This is a genomic window from Acinetobacter sp. CY05 (genome assembly GCF_059515805.1).
This window is the reverse complement of sequence record NZ_JCAKMW010000014.1, coordinates 76698-92239: the sequence shown is the minus strand read 5'-3', so window position 1 is coordinate 92239 and position 15542 is coordinate 76698. Positions and strand designations below refer to the sequence as shown.

The following is a 15542-nucleotide window of genomic DNA, read 5'->3' as shown; positions in this document are numbered from 1 at the left end:
CGAACAAAATAGACGACTCAGATATATCCTGTTAATAACTCATTTGACGAAAGTTAGGCATTTGTAAGACCTGATGAGTAAGCATCCAAGTTGTGCTGGCGACAATAGCAAGAGTGAACCACCTGATCCCTTCCCGAACTCAGAAGTGAAACCTCTTAGCGCTGATGGTAGTGTGGGGTTACCCATGTGAGAGTAAGTCATCGCCAGCTCATTATTCTAAAAATCCCCCGATCGTTGATCGGGGGATTTTTTTTCGCCTATAAAAAAATTAGCATTTATAAATGTGAAAAAAGCCCGATTGGGCTTTTTTTATAGTGCAGACTTTAATACTTTTTGCTTTTGTTTCACTTGTTTTGCGTATTTTTTGCCCTGACGTTTCATTTTCCAGCTATTTTCATAACCACTTGGGCCTACGTTATAATAGGCCAAAGCTTTTTTTAAACTACCACTTGATTGTTGGTATTTGGCTAAAATTAAACTGCCACAGGCCACATTAATACTGGGTTCATATAAATCGCCTGGGCATGTTTGTTGCCAGTAACGTGGCATCACTTGAGTTAAGCCCACAGCACCTGCAGGAGACGTAACATGGTTACGGTAACTCGACTCTTGTTGAATCAGTGCTGCTAAGGTGAGCGGCGGCAGATCATATTGCTCAGCATTGTGTAAAATTAGCGGTGCAACAACTTGCGCAGTTTGACTCGGAACTTGATAGGCAGTTTGTATCCCTTGTGCAAGTTGCTGTGAACGTTGCTGAAAAGAACCATGTAGACTATTACAGCCAACTAGGGTGAATAAAACACCCGATAAAGTTACAGCTTTTAACGCTAAAAATTTCAATATTTTAACTCATGCTCATAAACGCGTTGTGATGCTAAATTTGATGTGACTTAGCGTCAAGTCAGCTGTTGTTGGCTTTTTGCAATTCAATTTAATTGTCTTCTGGCATGCTTTAAGGCGGTTCTTAAGCCTTCTTCTAAGGTTGGATGATAAAAAGGTTGATTTAAAGCATCTTCAAGCGTGGCTTTTTGATCAATCAGCCAAGCTAACAGATGGGCCAGATGTTCTGCAGATGGCCCAAACAGCTCTGCACCTAAAATTTTACGGTCATTTTTGGCAATATAAATTTCTACGCCACCTTGATTCTTAGCTATTACACGAGCTCGGCCTTGTTTTTGATAGCTGACAAAGCCGGTAACGAAATCAATATTATGTTGCTTCAGCTGCTTATAATTTTGACCCGCACTGGCCATTTGAGGTTCGCTAAATACAATTCCTAATGGGGTTAAGTTTTTAATGTTATGGGTTTTTGGATAATTCAAGCAGTTTTGAACTGCCATTTTGCCTTCATGTGCGGCTTCATGCTGAATAGGGGTGGTGGTATGTGCATCACCTACAATAAAGATAGGGGTGTTGCCCAGTTGCTTAGTGTTTGGATCAACGGGCAATTGTTTAATATCAGCAAATTCTGGCTGAATATTTTCTAGTTTGAGGGTTGTTAATAGACTTTTACGTCCTGTAGCTACTAAAAGATAATCTGCAACAAGTGTCTTAGTTTGATTTTGCTCTTGATAACTGAGCTCGACTTTGCCATTTCGTTTTAATATTTCATTAGGTACAGTTTCAAAGCGAATATCTAATTCTTGGCCTAATGTCTGTTGAGCCAGTTGTTGTAGGGCTGGGCTAGTGAGTGAACCCACTTTACGACTACGCGCAAACATAGTCACTTGTACGCCTAGACGTTGCATGGCTTGTGCCAACTCAATTGCAATAACACCACTGCCAATGACGGCTAAAGATTGTGGTAAATCTTTTAACTCGAAAATGTCATCGGATGTAATTAAGCGATCACCTAATTCCTGCTTCCAGTGTGGTTCGTAGTTTGGGCGTGAACCTACCGCTAAAATAAAGCTTTTACTTTGATAGTGCTGACCGTTGACTTCAACAGTATTGGCATTGATAAAGCGTGCTGTTCCTGAAATCTTATGCTGCTCAGGCCATGTGTTTACATCATCTAAAGTGGCTTGGGTAAAATGATCGCGTAGCTGACGTACATGTGGCATGACCTGTGAGGTATCAATTTTTGACTCTACAGTTAGTCCCAAATGATTGGCATGTTGTATCTCATGCATACGATTGGCTGAGGAAATCAGTACTTTACTTGGCATACATCCTACCCGTGCACAGGTAGTATCCCAAGGTCCAGCGTTGATGATGAGAATATTTTGAGTGTGCCGAACAGCTTGTTTATACGCTGAGATGCCTGCTGTACCTGCACCAATAATAATAATGTCGTACATTGTTGTAAGAGGTCGTTTGTATAATGATATTTTTACTATATAAAAAAACCCTCATGAATGAGGGTTTAATTGCAAATCCTTACATTAATAGCTTAAGCCACTTGGCTGCGTTAAAGTAGTAGTGACTTTAGTGCCATTCTTAATGGATTGCCCTTTAAAAGTAAATTCATCAAAACTATGCTCAAAATTTAACGTCTTTGCAGTTTTACTATTTTTAAAAGTGAAAATATCTAGACCTGAGAGTTTCATACTGCCTGTTAAACTTTGTACATTCGTATTAGGTGTTTCATTCTCAATACGTTGACCATTAATTGCTGTCACATTTTTAAGATCAAGACTATGAATTAAATCTTTATTAACTCGATAAGTTGAGAAAGCTGTTGCATCTCCTGGTACAGAGTTAATAGTAAAGGTCACTGGTTCAACATTAGGTGTATTTGGATTGTCGTTAATCAGGACTTCAAAGCCTGAATTATTTTGTAAAGTATATAATTCGCCATCTGAGGATGTTGGATCTTTATAAATGCTCACAGCACCCTTTGTTTCTTCAGTTTGGTCATCATATGTGAGGGTAATATTGTACTCGCTATTGTCAGTTGACATAGAAACTACACGAAGTTGATCAACCTGTTCTAAGCCCCAAGACTGCTTAAATGGATAAGCAAATACACCGCTTACCCAAATATCGTTATAGCGTTTATCAGCATTCTGATTATCAAAAATAACAATGATTGTTTTACCAGTGAAGCGATCTACTTGCTCATTATCAACTTTTAAGCCAGCAATATCTTGATCAACAACATCAAAGTCCCAATCTGTGTATTTATCTTTATTTATGCTATTTAATACTGATTTAATATGTGCATCATCAATCAATACATGACATTTGGTATTTGAATAGATTCCTTCAGCGACACATTTATCAAAGGTTAAAAATGCATTTGGATTTTGTTCAAAGGCTTTACGCGCGTCAAGTGCAAGTTGTAGTGGGCCTTGTGTGAATGTATCCAAAGCATGGTCGATATAGCCTTTTTGAGCATCGGCATCATTTGGATCATAATTACCAAATAAATACTGACCTTCGCGCTTTAAAACGTCTAATTGTGCTTTTGCTGCGACTAGATCAACTGCAGGGGGCTGAGTTGTGCCACCGCCATTATTACTACTGTTGTTATTGTCATAGTAACCACTGCTACCGCCACCGCCACACGCAACCAATAATGTAGATAATGCGATTGCCAACGTACCCTGAACCAATTTCATAAAAGCCCCAAAATAATTATGTATATGAAATGTAATAATGCTTAAAGATAGCACAGATAAAATATGGCGCATATAGCGCCATATTATCTGCAGATTATACGATTAAAGACTACTGCCAACCATTACACTGGCGGTTGGTCGTAGTTGCATTGAACTACATGCTGCTAGAGAAAGACAGCAGAGTAAAATCAAGCATAATTTATTCATGTAATAAGCCTTGTGCTTTAGCCTGATCGAAAAGTGCTTTCGAGCGTGTACCGCTACGGCACACCATCAGGATAGGTTTAGGAAGCTCATTATAATATTTAGCAAACTCAACCACGTCTGTTTGAGAAACTTTACCGCTCACGACAGGTTGGTAAATCACACTGACTTTGGCCTGTTCAGCAATGCTGCGCAATTGATCCACAGTCACCAGATTACCAGGCTCTTGGTCAGGACGGTTGACGATGACAGATTTAAAACCTTGCTGCATTAACTGTTTAAATTTATCAGTATTCATCTGCCCTGTGACACTGACGTTTGAAGTCAGTGTTTTACTCAGAACTGTATCTTGGTTTTGTGCAAAGCTTGGACTGGTCAAACTTAAACACAGTGCTGTTATGACACTTGCAAAAAAGTGCTTAGTCATCGAGTAAGTCCATCTGTTTAGCAAGTTGATACAAATTATTTGAGCGATTACCTGTGCGGCAGAACATCAATACTGGCTTTGGCAATTCATTAAAATGATTAGCAAAAGCACGCACATCTAGTTCGGTAATTTGACCCGCAACCACAGGCTGATAGACATAATCTAAACCCGCAGCGCGTGCAGCTTCTTCAATTTGGGCGCTGGTGGGTTGCTCAGGGCCGCCTTCTAGATCTGGGCGATTATTGATGATTGATTTAAAACCTTTTTCTACCACTTGGCTGACATGTTCTGCACCAATTTGACCGGCAAAGCCTACTTGATCACTCATCGTTTTACTCCATCATAAGATTCATAGATTTTTAGATATGATAGCATTATGCTGAAATCTGAACCTTAATCTGTTGCAATTTTTACAAGCAATCACAGCAAACTGAAAGCCGTGGGCATGGGGCGTTTATGTATCGTTATCTCGTTGAACCGCTATATGTAAAAAGTGATAAAGACGTGTTGGCAGCGGATTTTTACCATCCCCAGACCAAAGAGCCACCTGCGGTGATTATTATGGCACATGGCTTAGCGGGATTACGCCAATTTAAGTTGGTGCAATATGCCAAACGTTTTGCCGAGGCCGGTTATGCTGTGGTGCTGTTTGATTATCGTTATTGGGGGGGGAGTACCGGCAGACCACGTGAAATGGTGTCCCTCAAACATCAACTACATGATTGGCGAGTGATGATAGAACATGTGGCCGCGCGTAAATCGATTGATGCCAGTCGCATGGTACTTTGGGGCACAGCCTTAAGTGGGGGCTATGCGTTAAATCTTGCTGCAGAATTGCCACAGATTCGTGCTGTGATTGCGCAAGTCCCTTTTGTTGATGGCGCTGAAACAGCCAAGCTCTATCCACTGCAACAATTACCCAAAGCCTTAAAGCTCTCTAGCCAAGATTATATGGGTGCTAAAGTGGGGCTAGAACCTAAACGTTTACCCGTGGTGGATCCAGATAAATTCAGCTTTTTAACAGGCGCAGCGAGTTATGAGGGCTATCTCTCTATTGTGCAGCCTGATTATTATTGGAGCGGTGAGATTCCAGCACGTGCTTTATTGCAGCTCATTCGATATCGTCCCAATAGCTTGGTCAGTCAAATCCGCTGTCCTGTATTATTTATTGCTGCACAATATGACAGTTTAGTGCCAATTGAAGCCAGCCGTGCCTGTGCGACCGATATTGCACCGCATGTGCAGTATCACGAATGGCAAATGCAGCATTTTGATATTTACCACAATGAATATTTAGATAAAGCCATACAAACCCAAATTGCCTTTTTAAACCAATATATTGGAGTTAAACCATGATTATTGTCTGCCCACAATGTAGCGCTAAAAACCGTGTTCCTGAAGATAAATTACAAGCCAACCCAAGCTGTGGACAATGCCAAGGGGCTTTAGTGCCACTTGAGCCAATTGAGCTTAATGAACAAAACTTTAGTCAATTTATTACAGGGAGTGATTTACCGATTTTAATTGACCTGTGGGCAGAATGGTGTGGGCCTTGTAAGATGATGGCACCGCATTTTGCCAATGTAGCCAAGTCTTATCCACATGTGGTGTTTGCTAAAATTGACACTGAAGCCAATCCATGTTTAAGCAGCGCGTTTAATGTACGTAGTATTCCTACGCTGGTATTGATGAATAAAACCACAGAAATTGCTAGAATAAGTGGTGCGCTTCGATCTAGTGAGCTACAACAGTGGCTAGATCAGCATCTCAATGCCAATACCGGGAGCTAATGTGTCAGATCTACTTAAGCCAGAAGGGACTTTATCTCTTCAAACTATTGCAATGCCAGCCGATACCAACTGGAGTGGTGACGTTTTTGGTGGTTGGATTGTGTCGCAAATGGACTTGGCAGGTGCAATTCATGCAGAGCGTTTCTCTAAAGGACGCTGTGCAACCATCTCTATTAATCAAATGACTTTTTTGGTGCCAGTGAAGGTAGGTGATGTGATTACCTGCTATACCAAAATTTTAAAGGTCGGTAATACTTCAATTCAAATGCAGATTGAAGTGTGGGATAGCCATGACAGTTCGCGTCCAGCACGCTGCGTGACTGAAGGCGTATTTACCTTTGTAGCGGTAGATGTCAAAGGCAATAAGCGTCAAATTCCTGAAGATGCAAAGAAAGCTTGGCAAGAGAGCCAAAGCGCTGAATAAAAAAAATCCCGCAGATGGCGGGATTTTTTTTATTTAGTCTTTAAAGTTATTAAACTGTAATGGTAGACCAAATTGTTGTTCTTTTAAAAATGCCATGACTTGCTGCAAGGTGTCACGCTTTTTATCGGTCACACGGATTTTATCACCTTGGATTGAAGATTGCGCTTTGATGCCGCTTTCTTTAATCGCTTTGTTAATTTTTTTGGCAGTGTCAGAATCTAAACCATCTTTAAGTTTAATCACTTGTACAAAGTTTTTACCTGAAGCAGCTGCTTTTTGTGGATCTAGCGCTTGTACGTCGACTTTACGCTTATAGAAATGATTTTCTAACATGGTGTAGACTTGTTCGCACTGGAAATCACTTTCAGTTGAAATTTTGATTTCTTTCGATTTTTCGTTAAGCTCAATCGAAACGTCCTGACCACGGAAGTCGAAGCGCGTTGCAATTTCTTTTTGCGTGTTTTGCACCGCATGATTTACTTCGAATAACTCTAATTCAGATACAATGTCAAAAGAAGGCATAGTTTAGACCTTTACAAATGGAAAGAATATCTGAGATGCTAGGGATGTTTTCTTCATTTGCCAAGTGTTGTTTACATCAAAGGAGTGCACAATGATCCGTAAACAAGAAATTACAACATTTGAGTTCCCAGAAAATGCAGTAATCTGGGATGTTCGTGAACCACACTCATATGCAGAGGGTCACATTCAAGGTGCGATAAATCAGCCAATCGTGAATTTATCAGCAGATAGCCTAGCTCAGGTGGCAGCGGATCAACCGATTTATATTCTATGTGGTGGTGGCAGTAAAGCGCCGCGTGCTGCAGAATTATTAGATGGTTTTGATAGTTCACGCGAATATGTAGTGCTAATGGGTGGCACCCGTGCTGCACGTGATGCTGGCTTTACCTTAGAACAGGGTTAAAAAAAAGCGCCGTGAGGCGCTTTTTTTATGCAGGTTTAAAATAAGGTTTCTTGGCTTTTACTTTTTTTTGAAAACGAGTCACTTGCAGTTTTTGGCGTAAATGTTCAGGCACAGGACAAGCCTGCTGTAAAATCTCAGCCACTAAAATCTCACTACACAGCGGTGCAAATAAGAAGCCTTTTGAGCCAAGTCCGGCCAAGGTATAGACCTCGTGTTCAGGCTGCACTTTGCCAAGCACCGGGAAATAATCCAAACTCTGTGCACGTACAGAAGCGCGACCTTGCCAAGTTTCAATGGGAGCTAAGCTCTTGGCATAATCAGGAAACACGCTTTCTAATAAGGTGAAGTTATGCCGATGGTCTTCAAGCAGCACCTCAGCATCGTCTCGATGTGGATAAAACGATGCACCTAAAATCAATTGCTGTGGATTTAGCTGCATACAATAGCCACCATAACTATAGGCTTGATCTAAGCTTAAAGGCTGCGCTGCATTGTTGAGCCAACTGACCTGACCACGAATGGCTTTTAACATAGGATATTGGTCAAACAATTGGCCGCTTTGTAGGGCACTACATACCACCACATGATCAAATTCACCTAGGCAGGTGGTGTGGCTATACAGCTGTGGCTTTGGGCTATGATGAATATGGCTCACATCAGCAATCTTTAGCACAATATGGGAATGCGCTAGAATTTCATCATGCAACAGTTGCGGACTAAGGGCAGCAGCATGTTTGAGTTTTAAACTTGGTAAGGGAATGAAGACATCAGTAGGCTGAGCTTGTAATATATCAGCTGGGTATTGCTCAGCGAGTGCCAATAAATCTTCAGCATTTTTAAGCGCAATTTGATTCACTTCAAGCGCACGAAAAGCGCCAAACTGCGCATAGTGTTGCATGGCATGTTGCCAAGCAAGGGTCATTAAATGTTGCTCAGCTTGTTCAATCGGGCACAGTTTAGGATTGAGCAAGGCCAAAGGATTGCCAGAGGCACCGCTTAAAGGCGCTGTTTTCTCAAAAATCGTGACTTGATGACCACGGCTAGCAAAGGCCCATGCTGTACTTAAACCCGCGATTCCTGCGCCAACAATGGCAATCTGACGTTGCTTAGGTGTTTTTTTTTCTGTTGATTCTAAATCAGTCGCCCAAATGCCTTTGAGCATTTCGCGTTTATGTCTAAAACCGCGCGGGCGTGAAATGGCAATGCCATGTTGTTTTAAACCGCGTTTTAACACGCCGGCTACACTAAATGAGGAAAAAGTGCTGCCTTGGCCCGACAAGCGAACGATATGATTTAAGACGTGTTCTTCCCACATATCTGGATTACAGGAGGGAGCAAAACCATCTAAAAACCAAGCATTGACCTGATGGGTTTTGGGAATCACTGGAAACACATCATGTGCATCACCGAGCCATAAATCTAAGCTAAAGCGTTCGTTAGGAAAATTTAAACGATGACAACCGGCAATAGGGAGTGGATATTGTGCCAATAATTGTTCAGCTAAAGGTTGCAGTTCCGGCCAAGCATTTAAAGCACGTATTAAATCGGGCTTGCTTAGGGGAAATTTTTCAACTGAAATGACATGTAAGTGACTGCTGTTATCTGGGCGCACCTGCTGCCAAAGCTGCCAAAGTGCCAAGATATTTAAGCCTGTACCAAAACCTGTTTCGCCTACACAAAAATAAGCATGCGGCTCAAGCTCGGCCAAACGTTCAGTTAAGTCATTACCATTTAAAAAGACATGCCGAGTTTCCAAGAGGCCATTGTCTTTAGAAAAATAGACATCGCCAAATTGTTTGGAAACAGGAATTTCAATACCATCGACCATATGCCAATCTAGGTCGGCTGTAACAATTGCATGAGACAAAAGCAAAGATACCTAAAGCGAGAAGAAAACAATTACCACTGACGGCGGCGTTTATTGTAAATGTAACCAGCCAGTAAAAAACCCAGTAAAACACCAACCACCACCGTAACGGCACCATATAAAAACATTTGCGCGCTACGTTCAGTTTGTAACACTTGTAGTTGCACACCGAGGTTATCATTTTTTAATTGCAGCTCTTGGTTTTGGGCCAAAGCAGCTAAGTTGGCTTTTTCAAGTTGCTGTAAACGTGTTTCTTGGTCTTTGACCAAAGATTTAATTGCAGCTTCTTGCTGTAGTTTATTTTTGGCCAGTTGTTCAGCGGTCAGCCCTTTGTTATTGATAGGGCTGTTGGCAGCGCCTGTAGGCGGTGTGTTTGGACGTGTGGCAGGTAAGGTTGCAGGAGCAGGCAAGGCAGTCGTCGCGCCTGAACTCGGCGTTACTGGTGCAGCAGGTGCGCTGGGTGGTGCTTCTACCGCCCATGCATATGAGACCAGACAAGAAATAGCCAAAACACTAGAAACGACGACACGCATGCGACTTTATCCTTTCGGGAATGCTTTGTTGAATGGTTTTACTTCAATATTTGAGTAAACCCCTTCACGTAAAAATGGCTCTTCAGCTAACCAAGCATCAAGTGCTTCGCGGCTATCAAAGTCAACAATAATGGTACTGCCGTAAAAACCCGCTTGTGGATTGCTTGGATCTTTAGGCATAGCACCTGCCACAATTAAACGACCCTCATCATCTAATTGTTGTAAACGGGCTAAATGTTCAGGGCGCGTAGCAAGACGTTTTTCGACTGTACCTTCCTGATCGGTACAGGTCACGACAAATAATGGCATGGTTGTTCTCGAATTCGATTATTGTTCAGAAGATTTAAAGTATTTACGCAATACAATAAACTGAACAATGATAAAGGAAAACATCACGATCATGTCACCAAATGCGGTGAATTCGCCCCAATATTTACCATCTAAAAATAAATAAGCGAAGAAACAGTGTAAAAATGACATCACTGCAAACATGCCTGCCCATGCATAGTTAAGTTTTTTCCAGCCTTGTGCGCTTAATTCAAACACAGGGCCAAATAAACGTTGAATCAATGGACGACGATCTTTCATAAAATAAGGCGAAAGTAAGAACGCACCGGCAAACACCAAATTGAGTAACACCGCTTTTAAACGAATGTAAAAATCGTCACTGAGCATTAAGGTCACGCCACCAAAAATCACCGTCATAAACAACACAATCCATTGTTGTTTATCAAGGCGGTATTTTTGCATCACAAACATCACACCGTAAACCACCAACATCGATAGCATTAGACCTGTGGTTGCGACTAAAATGTTGTTGTTATCGACACCGCCTGCAGAACCAATCAATTGTAATAGTGGATGCTGAGTATCATTAGGTTCGACGGTTTTATATAAATAAAAGAAAATAATGAGTGGCACAAAGTCTAAAAGTGCTTTCATGTTAGAGTATCTAAATCTGAGCAAATGAATGAACATAGTATAAGTGATGGACGGCGTAGATTTACATACACATAGCAATATTTCTGATGGAACTTTGTCGCCATTAGAATTAGTGCAGGCAGCCGCAGCAAAAGGCATTCATACCTTGGCTTTAACCGACCATGACACTATGGATGGCGTTGCTTTGGCTGAACAGGCGGCAAGCTGTTTAAATCAACCCTTAAAAATTATTTCTGGCGTGGAAATTTCTAGTCAATGGTCACGTCCTGCCACCAAAAAAAACTACGGCGTGCATGTGGTGGCCTTAAATATGCAAAACCCCGCGCCTTTATACGAGTTACTCGAACAACAAAAACGCATTCGTGCTGAGCGTGCTCAACAGATCTGTGATTTGCTTAAGCCTTTAATTGGTCAAGATATTTATGCTGATGTTCTGGCCAAGGTAGACAATATTCCTGATCGAGTGACGCGAACGCATATTGCCAAAACTTTAGTCGAAAAGGGCATTGTGAGTCGTGCGCAACAAGCCTTTGATAAATACATTAAAGAAGGCAAAAAAGCCTATGTAAAATTTGACGGTTTAGGCTTAGAAGAAACCATTCAAGTCATTCATGCCGCAGGTGGTTTTGCAGTGTTGGCACATCCAACCCGTTATGATTTATCAGCCACTAATATTCGTTATTTGATTGAGATTTTTGCCAAATTTGGCGGTGACGCCGTGGAGCTTCCACCTGCGATTGAACCTGTGTCGACCCGACAGATGGTCGATCGCATGATTGCAGAGTTTAATCTTAAAGTGTCTGTAGGCAGTGACTTTCATGGCGACAATATGCCTTGGATTCGCTTAGGTCATATTCCACGGGTTAAAGAAGGCCAAATTGGGATTTGGGAGAGTTTTGTTTAACCCCCCCTTTAAGCAAAAGCGGGAAAGAAAAAGCCTGAACCGCAAGCTGCTTTAAAAAAGGGAGAGGTCATTGCCTTTATACGAGGTTAAGCGTAATTTTTTAAAGTAAATTATGATCTTGCGCTTGAATCGGTGGCGGGGTGGGTTTGCCTAAGGTGCCGAGTAATTCAATCTCAATGGTACGCACCATCGCATCAAGCGGTAGGTCGTTACTTTGGGTGCCAAAAGGCTCTTCAATTTCAGTACTTAAGGCATCGAGTCCTAAGAAGGTATATGCCAAAATTCCCACTAAAAGGGGTGTTGCTAAACCAATCGTTGAACCTAAGCTAAACGGTAATAAAAAACAGAAAAAATATACAGTACGGTTGAGCAGTACCGAATAGGCAAAGGGCACAGGGGTGGTGGCAATCCGGTCACAACCGGTTTGTACAATACTCAATTCCATCACGTGTTGATTCATCTGGCTATAAATAATATCCGAAATTTCCCCTTCTTTAAGGGCTTGCATCAGTTCCCATTGAATTAAGCTTAAGGTGTATTGCGGTGCGTTAACCTGCTGATAGAGCTGGGTAATGGCTTGCTGACTCATGCCGCTGGTTTCAACCAAAGCCAGTGGATTGGCGGTTTGATGACGTAGACGATCACGCAGCACATTGGCAAATAAAATCACATGCCGAATCACCCGTTCACGTCGACCTTGCGACAACATGCGACAATCACGGTCAAAATGGCGTGCATTGGCAATTAAAATGCCCCATAGCTTACGCGCTTCCCACCAACGGTCATAGCAAGCACTGTTTTTAAAGCCCAAGAAAATCGACAGTGCTACCCCAATTAAGGTAAAGCCTGCCAAAGGTAATTCAGGTAAATGAAAGAAATCGATATAAGATAAGCCACCGACAATGGCAGAAATCAGCATCACAATGCCTAAAGGTGGTAATACCTTGGGTAAAATTGTGCCGCGCCATGAAAATAACAGCTTAAATGTGGTGGGTTGGTCGCGAACAATCATGTTTTACAATCGTCAGAATTTGTATTGATCTTCAAGATTTCCCGATTTTTTGTCAATAGATTTAAGTCTAAGATTAAGGCGAATTTTTAGGCAAAAGCAATTGATGTTCGGCAAAAGAAAAACTGCTATCGCGTGCGATAATACAATGATCAATCAGCTCGATTTCAACCAAAGCGCAAGCGGCTTGAATATGCTCGGTCAGTTGTAAATCTGCTTTGGAGGGTAGGGCTTTGGCAAAGGGATGATTATGGGCAATGACCAAATGGGTGGCGTGCTGCTGAATGGCAAATCTTAAAATTTGATTAATAGAAATTTCACAAGAATTAAGGCCGCCAAAGAATAGTTTTTTAAAGGCAATATGCCGTAATTCCGCATCTAGACACAGCACTGCAAATACTTCGCGGGTTTCATCTAACAGTTCAAAACGTAAGTAATCGATTAACAGGCTAGAGTTGTTTAAAGATAAGGCTTGTTGCTGCAACTGCTGACCAATATAGCGTTTACCTAACTCTTTTACTGCCATCAACTGGGTGTATTTACTGCTGCCAATGCCATGAAAATCAGCTAATTCACTTAATTCTGCATCTAAAATTTGAGTTAAATTACCAAAATGCTGTAAGAGTTGGCGTGCCAATTCCACCGCCGATAGGCCTTTGCTGCCAGAGCGTAAAAAGATCGCCAGTAGTTCTGCATCGGATAGGCTTGCTGCACCATATAGAATTAAGCGCTCACGTGGCCGTTCTTGTTCGGGCCAATCTTTAATAGAATTTTTCATAAAATTATACTTTTTTTATTTAAGATAATGTGTTGTGACGAGTAGGTCACTTGGGTGTTAGATTATTTAATGCTATTGTCAGCGCCACTGCAACACAAAGGTAGCCTGCGCGTGAGCTTTGATTTAAGTGTAATTCCTAATAAAAATATTCTACTGGCGGTCACAGGCGGCATTGCTGCATATAAGAGCGCCATTTTAGTGCGTCGTTTAAAAGATGCTGGATTTAATGTCCGTGTGGTAATGACCCAAGGTGCTCAAGCCTTTATCACGCCGCTGACTTTTCAAGCCTTATCGGGCAATCCTGTACATACTGAGCTCCTCAATCCTGAAGCAGAAGCGGGTATGGGGCATATTGAATTGGCACGTTGGGCCGACTTACTCTTAGTAGCCCCTGCGAGCTGCGATAGCTTAGCCAAATTTGCTTGTGGTTTAGCTGATGATTTACTCTCGACTTTATATTTAGCCACCAAAGCACCGGTCTGGGTGGCGCCTGCCATGAATCAACAAATGTGGGCAGCCAAAGCTACACAGCGTAATCTCAATACCTTAATTGAAGATGGCGTGCATGTGATTATGCCAGATGCGGGGTTACAAGCCTGTGGTGATGTTGGTCTTGGGCGTATGCCAGAGCCAGAAGATTTAGCGCGCCAAGTGACCACGTATTTCCATCAGCAGCAGCGTGAAATTGCCGAGAAGTTTGGTTTACTGGCGGGTAAGCATGTGGTGATTACTGCAGGTCCAACTCGCGAAGCGATTGATCCAGTGCGTTATATTTCAAATCATAGTACAGGAAAAATGGGCTTTGCCTTGGCTGCTGCCTGTTATGCCGCTGGTGCCAAAGTGACTGTAATTGCAGGGCCGGTGAGTTTAGATACCCCAAATGGTGTAGCACGGATTAACGTCGCTTCAGCACAAAAAATGCTTGAGGTAAGTTTAGATTTGTTAGAGCAAGGCTGTGATATTTTCATTGCGACAGCAGCAGTTGCAGATTACCGTGTGGCAGAAGTGGCTGAACATAAAATTAAAAAATCAGGCGATGAACTGCAAATTGCCTTGATTAAAAACCCAGATATCGTGGCCACGATTGCGCAGCAAGAAAAACGTCCATTTATGGTCGGTTTTGCTGCCGAAACGCGTAACGTGGAAGAATATGCAGCAGGCAAGTTGGTGGCGAAAAAACTGGATATGATTGCCTGTAATGATGTATCGCGTAGCGATATTGGTTTTGCATCGGATGAAAATGCCATGACGGTGTTTTTTGCAGACAGCTACCACATGCCAAAACGTGATTTAGACAAAGCCTCTAAACAGCAGATTGCCCAGCAATTGGTTGAAGCGATGCATGATGCCATTCATCATCTAGATCAGAAAAAAGCGCCGTTTGCTGATTAACAGCAGCGAAAAAAAAGCCCGCAAGTGCGGGCTTTTTTAAGCTTAAATTTAAGCTTGACCTTCAGCAGCAGCTTGTGCGCGCTGTAAGTTGGCTTCAAACTCTGCATCAAAGTTAATTGGTGTTAACAATAATTGTGGGAAGCTGCCTTTAGTTACCATATCGTTTACCGCTTCACGTAGGAAAGGGAACAAGATATTTGGGCAGTAAGCACCAAGTAAGTACGGCAGACGATCTTCTTCTACACCATCAATTAAGAAAATACCAGATTGAGTCACATCTACGATAAATGCAGTTTCACCTTGGTTATTGGCTTGAACAACAACTTTTAAAGACACTTCAAAATGTGTTGGGTCAATTTTCTCTGCAGAAGAAGACAGATTAACATTGAGCTCTGGTTCCCATGCTTTGGTAAATACCGCAGCACTCGGTACTTCAAAAGAAATATCTTTAGTATATAAACGCTCTAAAGCAAGTTGCGGTTGTTGTTGTTCGCTCATGATTAAATCCTTAAATTTGAGTAAAAATTAAGCCAGTAATTGGTCAAGTTTGCCTTCACGCTCTAAGGCATATAATTGGTCAAAACCACCAATAAACTGATCATTAATAAAAATTTGTGGCACAGTACGATGATTGGTACGTTGCATTAATTCAACACGTACTTCTGGTGCTTCATTAGATAAGTTAATTTCTTTATATGCCACGCCCTTACGCTCAAGGAGCTGTTTTGCGCGAACGCAGTATGGGCATACAGTTGTTGAGTAAATCGTGACTTCAGCCATGTTG

At 41.9% G+C, this 15542-nt stretch carries 20 protein-coding genes and 1 rRNA gene; 7 read left to right on the top strand and 14 right to left on the bottom strand.

Features of this window, described 5'->3' with window-relative positions:
* Positions 1 to 94: 94 nt before the first annotated feature.
* Positions 95 to 209: ribosomal RNA gene (gene rrf, locus AC5YCD_RS11060) — 5S ribosomal RNA — on the top strand.
* A gap of 100 nt (positions 210 to 309) precedes the next feature.
* On the opposite strand, the gene AC5YCD_RS11055 is transcribed toward rrf, so the two are convergent.
* The 5 genes from AC5YCD_RS11055 to AC5YCD_RS11035 all read right to left on the bottom strand — a co-directional run bounded on the left by AC5YCD_RS11055 (position 310) and on the right by AC5YCD_RS11035 (position 4522).
* Positions 310 to 840, bottom strand: a complete 531-nt coding sequence (locus tag AC5YCD_RS11055; RefSeq protein ID WP_496130078.1) for a lytic transglycosylase domain-containing protein — start codon at positions 838 to 840, stop codon at positions 310 to 312.
* Between the two features lie 86 nt (positions 841 to 926).
* Positions 927 to 2300, bottom strand: coding sequence for a dihydrolipoyl dehydrogenase (locus AC5YCD_RS11050; RefSeq protein ID WP_496130077.1), 1374 nt, complete (start codon positions 2298 to 2300; stop codon positions 927 to 929).
* A gap of 84 nt (positions 2301 to 2384) precedes the next feature.
* Entirely contained in the window at positions 2385 to 3563 is a 1179-nt protein-coding gene (locus tag AC5YCD_RS11045) for a hypothetical protein (protein WP_496130076.1), read from the bottom strand.
* Between the two features lie 199 nt (positions 3564 to 3762).
* Positions 3763 to 4194, bottom strand: coding sequence for a protein tyrosine phosphatase family protein (locus AC5YCD_RS11040; RefSeq protein ID WP_496130075.1), 432 nt, complete (start codon positions 4192 to 4194; stop codon positions 3763 to 3765).
* Positions 4187 to 4522, bottom strand: a complete 336-nt coding sequence (locus AC5YCD_RS11035) for a protein tyrosine phosphatase family protein (RefSeq protein WP_496130074.1) — start codon at positions 4520 to 4522, stop codon at positions 4187 to 4189. The genes AC5YCD_RS11040 and AC5YCD_RS11035 overlap by 8 nt, the downstream gene beginning before the upstream one ends.
* 128 nt (positions 4523 to 4650) lie before the next feature.
* On the opposite strand from AC5YCD_RS11035, the gene AC5YCD_RS11030 reads away from it, so the two are divergent.
* From AC5YCD_RS11030 to AC5YCD_RS11020, 3 genes are read left to right on the top strand one after another with little or no spacing between them, the layout of a single operon-like run.
* Positions 4651 to 5550: an alpha/beta hydrolase gene (locus AC5YCD_RS11030; RefSeq protein WP_496130073.1), complete on the top strand. Its 900-nt coding sequence runs from the start codon at positions 4651 to 4653 to the stop codon at positions 5548 to 5550.
* A complete protein-coding gene (trxC, locus tag AC5YCD_RS11025; RefSeq protein WP_496130072.1) occupies positions 5547 to 5984 on the top strand; it encodes a thioredoxin TrxC in 438 nt (145 codons plus the stop codon). Before AC5YCD_RS11030 ends, trxC begins: the two co-directional genes overlap by 4 nt.
* Complete coding sequence (locus AC5YCD_RS11020; protein ID WP_496130071.1) at positions 5965 to 6408, top strand: acyl-CoA thioesterase; 444 nt, start codon at positions 5965 to 5967, stop codon at positions 6406 to 6408. Before trxC ends, AC5YCD_RS11020 begins: the two co-directional genes overlap by 20 nt.
* 33 nt (positions 6409 to 6441) lie before the next feature.
* Here the strand turns inward: AC5YCD_RS11020 and AC5YCD_RS11015 are convergent, their stop codons facing one another.
* Positions 6442 to 6930 carry a YajQ family cyclic di-GMP-binding protein gene (locus AC5YCD_RS11015; protein WP_122900337.1) on the bottom strand — a complete coding sequence of 163 codons (489 nt, stop codon included), beginning with the start codon at positions 6928 to 6930 and terminating at the stop codon, positions 6442 to 6444.
* Positions 6931 to 7021: 91 nt separating this feature from the next.
* Between AC5YCD_RS11015 and AC5YCD_RS11010 the strand changes: the two genes are divergently transcribed.
* Positions 7022 to 7333, top strand: a complete 312-nt coding sequence (locus tag AC5YCD_RS11010) for a rhodanese-like domain-containing protein (protein WP_496130070.1) — start codon at positions 7022 to 7024, stop codon at positions 7331 to 7333.
* Between the two features lie 25 nt (positions 7334 to 7358).
* Here the strand turns inward: AC5YCD_RS11010 and mnmC are convergent, their stop codons facing one another.
* Genes mnmC through AC5YCD_RS10990 form a run of 4 tightly spaced genes read right to left on the bottom strand, consistent with a single transcriptional unit; the run spans position 7359 to position 10675 of the window.
* Positions 7359 to 9200, bottom strand: a complete 1842-nt coding sequence (gene mnmC, locus AC5YCD_RS11005) for a bifunctional tRNA (5-methylaminomethyl-2-thiouridine)(34)-methyltransferase MnmC2/FAD-dependent 5-carboxymethylaminomethyl-2-thiouridine(34) oxidoreductase MnmC1 (protein WP_496130069.1) — start codon at positions 9198 to 9200, stop codon at positions 7359 to 7361.
* Between the two features lie 32 nt (positions 9201 to 9232).
* On the bottom strand, positions 9233 to 9733 hold the full coding sequence (locus AC5YCD_RS11000) for an SH3 domain-containing protein (protein WP_496130068.1): 501 nt from the start codon (positions 9731 to 9733) through the stop codon (positions 9233 to 9235).
* Positions 9734 to 9739: 6 nt separating this feature from the next.
* A complete protein-coding gene (locus tag AC5YCD_RS10995) occupies positions 9740 to 10042 on the bottom strand; it encodes a YciI family protein (RefSeq protein WP_496130067.1) in 303 nt (100 codons plus the stop codon).
* Between the two features lie 18 nt (positions 10043 to 10060).
* Positions 10061 to 10675 (bottom strand): septation protein IspZ, encoded by a 615-nt coding sequence (locus AC5YCD_RS10990; protein ID WP_496130066.1) that lies wholly within the window; start codon positions 10673 to 10675, stop codon positions 10061 to 10063.
* Between the two features lie 46 nt (positions 10676 to 10721).
* Here AC5YCD_RS10990 and AC5YCD_RS10985 point away from each other — a divergent pair, with 46 nt between their 5' ends.
* Positions 10722 to 11579, top strand: a complete 858-nt coding sequence (locus AC5YCD_RS10985; RefSeq protein WP_496130065.1) for a PHP domain-containing protein — start codon at positions 10722 to 10724, stop codon at positions 11577 to 11579.
* A 100-nt stretch (positions 11580 to 11679) separates the two neighbouring features.
* Here AC5YCD_RS10985 and AC5YCD_RS10980 read toward each other — a convergent pair whose 3' ends face one another.
* The gene (locus tag AC5YCD_RS10980; protein ID WP_122900325.1) at positions 11680 to 12591 is read right to left on the bottom strand and encodes a bestrophin family protein; all 912 of its coding nucleotides are present in this window, start codon (positions 12589 to 12591) and stop codon (positions 11680 to 11682) included.
* Positions 12592 to 12664: 73 nt separating this feature from the next.
* Positions 12665 to 13366 carry a RadC family protein gene (radC, locus tag AC5YCD_RS10975; protein WP_496130064.1) on the bottom strand — a complete coding sequence of 234 codons (702 nt, stop codon included), beginning with the start codon at positions 13364 to 13366 and terminating at the stop codon, positions 12665 to 12667.
* 111 nt (positions 13367 to 13477) lie between these two features.
* Between radC and coaBC the strand changes: the two genes are divergently transcribed.
* On the top strand, positions 13478 to 14758 hold the full coding sequence (coaBC, locus tag AC5YCD_RS10970) for a bifunctional phosphopantothenoylcysteine decarboxylase/phosphopantothenate--cysteine ligase CoaBC (protein ID WP_496130080.1): 1281 nt from the start codon (positions 13478 to 13480) through the stop codon (positions 14756 to 14758).
* Positions 14759 to 14806: 48 nt separating this feature from the next.
* On the opposite strand, the gene secB is transcribed toward coaBC, so the two are convergent.
* Together secB and grxC are read right to left on the bottom strand one after the other, a co-directional pair.
* Entirely contained in the window at positions 14807 to 15256 is a 450-nt protein-coding gene (gene secB, locus AC5YCD_RS10965) for a protein-export chaperone SecB (RefSeq protein WP_122900317.1), read from the bottom strand.
* Positions 15257 to 15283: 27 nt separating this feature from the next.
* Positions 15284 to 15538: a glutaredoxin 3 gene (gene grxC / locus AC5YCD_RS10960; RefSeq protein ID WP_496130063.1), complete on the bottom strand. Its 255-nt coding sequence runs from the start codon at positions 15536 to 15538 to the stop codon at positions 15284 to 15286.
* Between the last annotated feature and the right edge of the window lie 4 nt (positions 15539 to 15542).

Bases quoted from the DNA above. Each gene is read 5' to 3' on its own strand.
- AC5YCD_RS11020 (WP_496130071.1), top strand. From the start codon at position 5,965: ATGCCAATACCGGGAGCTAATGTGTCAGATCTACTTAAGCCAGAAGGG.
- AC5YCD_RS10995 (WP_496130067.1), bottom strand. From the start codon at position 10,042: ATGCCATTATTTGTCGTGACCTGTACCGATCAGGAAGGTACAGTCGAA.
- AC5YCD_RS11000 (WP_496130068.1), bottom strand. From the start codon at position 9,733: ATGCGTGTCGTCGTTTCTAGTGTTTTGGCTATTTCTTGTCTGGTCTCA.
- AC5YCD_RS10985 (WP_496130065.1), top strand. From the start codon at position 10,722: ATGGACGGCGTAGATTTACATACACATAGCAATATTTCTGATGGAACT.
- AC5YCD_RS11050 (WP_496130077.1), bottom strand. From the start codon at position 2,300: ATGTACGACATTATTATTATTGGTGCAGGTACAGCAGGCATCTCAGCG.
- trxC (WP_496130072.1), top strand. From the start codon at position 5,547: ATGATTATTGTCTGCCCACAATGTAGCGCTAAAAACCGTGTTCCTGAA.
- AC5YCD_RS11040 (WP_496130075.1), bottom strand. From the start codon at position 4,194: ATGACTAAGCACTTTTTTGCAAGTGTCATAACAGCACTGTGTTTAAGT.
- grxC (WP_496130063.1), bottom strand. From the start codon at position 15,538: ATGGCTGAAGTCACGATTTACTCAACAACTGTATGCCCATACTGCGTT.
- AC5YCD_RS11030 (WP_496130073.1), top strand. From the start codon at position 4,651: ATGTATCGTTATCTCGTTGAACCGCTATATGTAAAAAGTGATAAAGAC.
- secB (WP_122900317.1), bottom strand. From the start codon at position 15,256: ATGAGCGAACAACAACAACCGCAACTTGCTTTAGAGCGTTTATATACT.
- AC5YCD_RS11045 (WP_496130076.1), bottom strand. From the start codon at position 3,563: ATGAAATTGGTTCAGGGTACGTTGGCAATCGCATTATCTACATTATTG.
- radC (WP_496130064.1), bottom strand. From the start codon at position 13,366: ATGAAAAATTCTATTAAAGATTGGCCCGAACAAGAACGGCCACGTGAG.
- AC5YCD_RS10990 (WP_496130066.1), bottom strand. From the start codon at position 10,675: ATGAAAGCACTTTTAGACTTTGTGCCACTCATTATTTTCTTTTATTTA.
- AC5YCD_RS11035 (WP_496130074.1), bottom strand. From the start codon at position 4,522: ATGAGTGATCAAGTAGGCTTTGCCGGTCAAATTGGTGCAGAACATGTC.
- AC5YCD_RS10980 (WP_122900325.1), bottom strand. From the start codon at position 12,591: ATGATTGTTCGCGACCAACCCACCACATTTAAGCTGTTATTTTCATGG.
- AC5YCD_RS11015 (WP_122900337.1), bottom strand. From the start codon at position 6,930: ATGCCTTCTTTTGACATTGTATCTGAATTAGAGTTATTCGAAGTAAAT.
- AC5YCD_RS11010 (WP_496130070.1), top strand. From the start codon at position 7,022: ATGATCCGTAAACAAGAAATTACAACATTTGAGTTCCCAGAAAATGCA.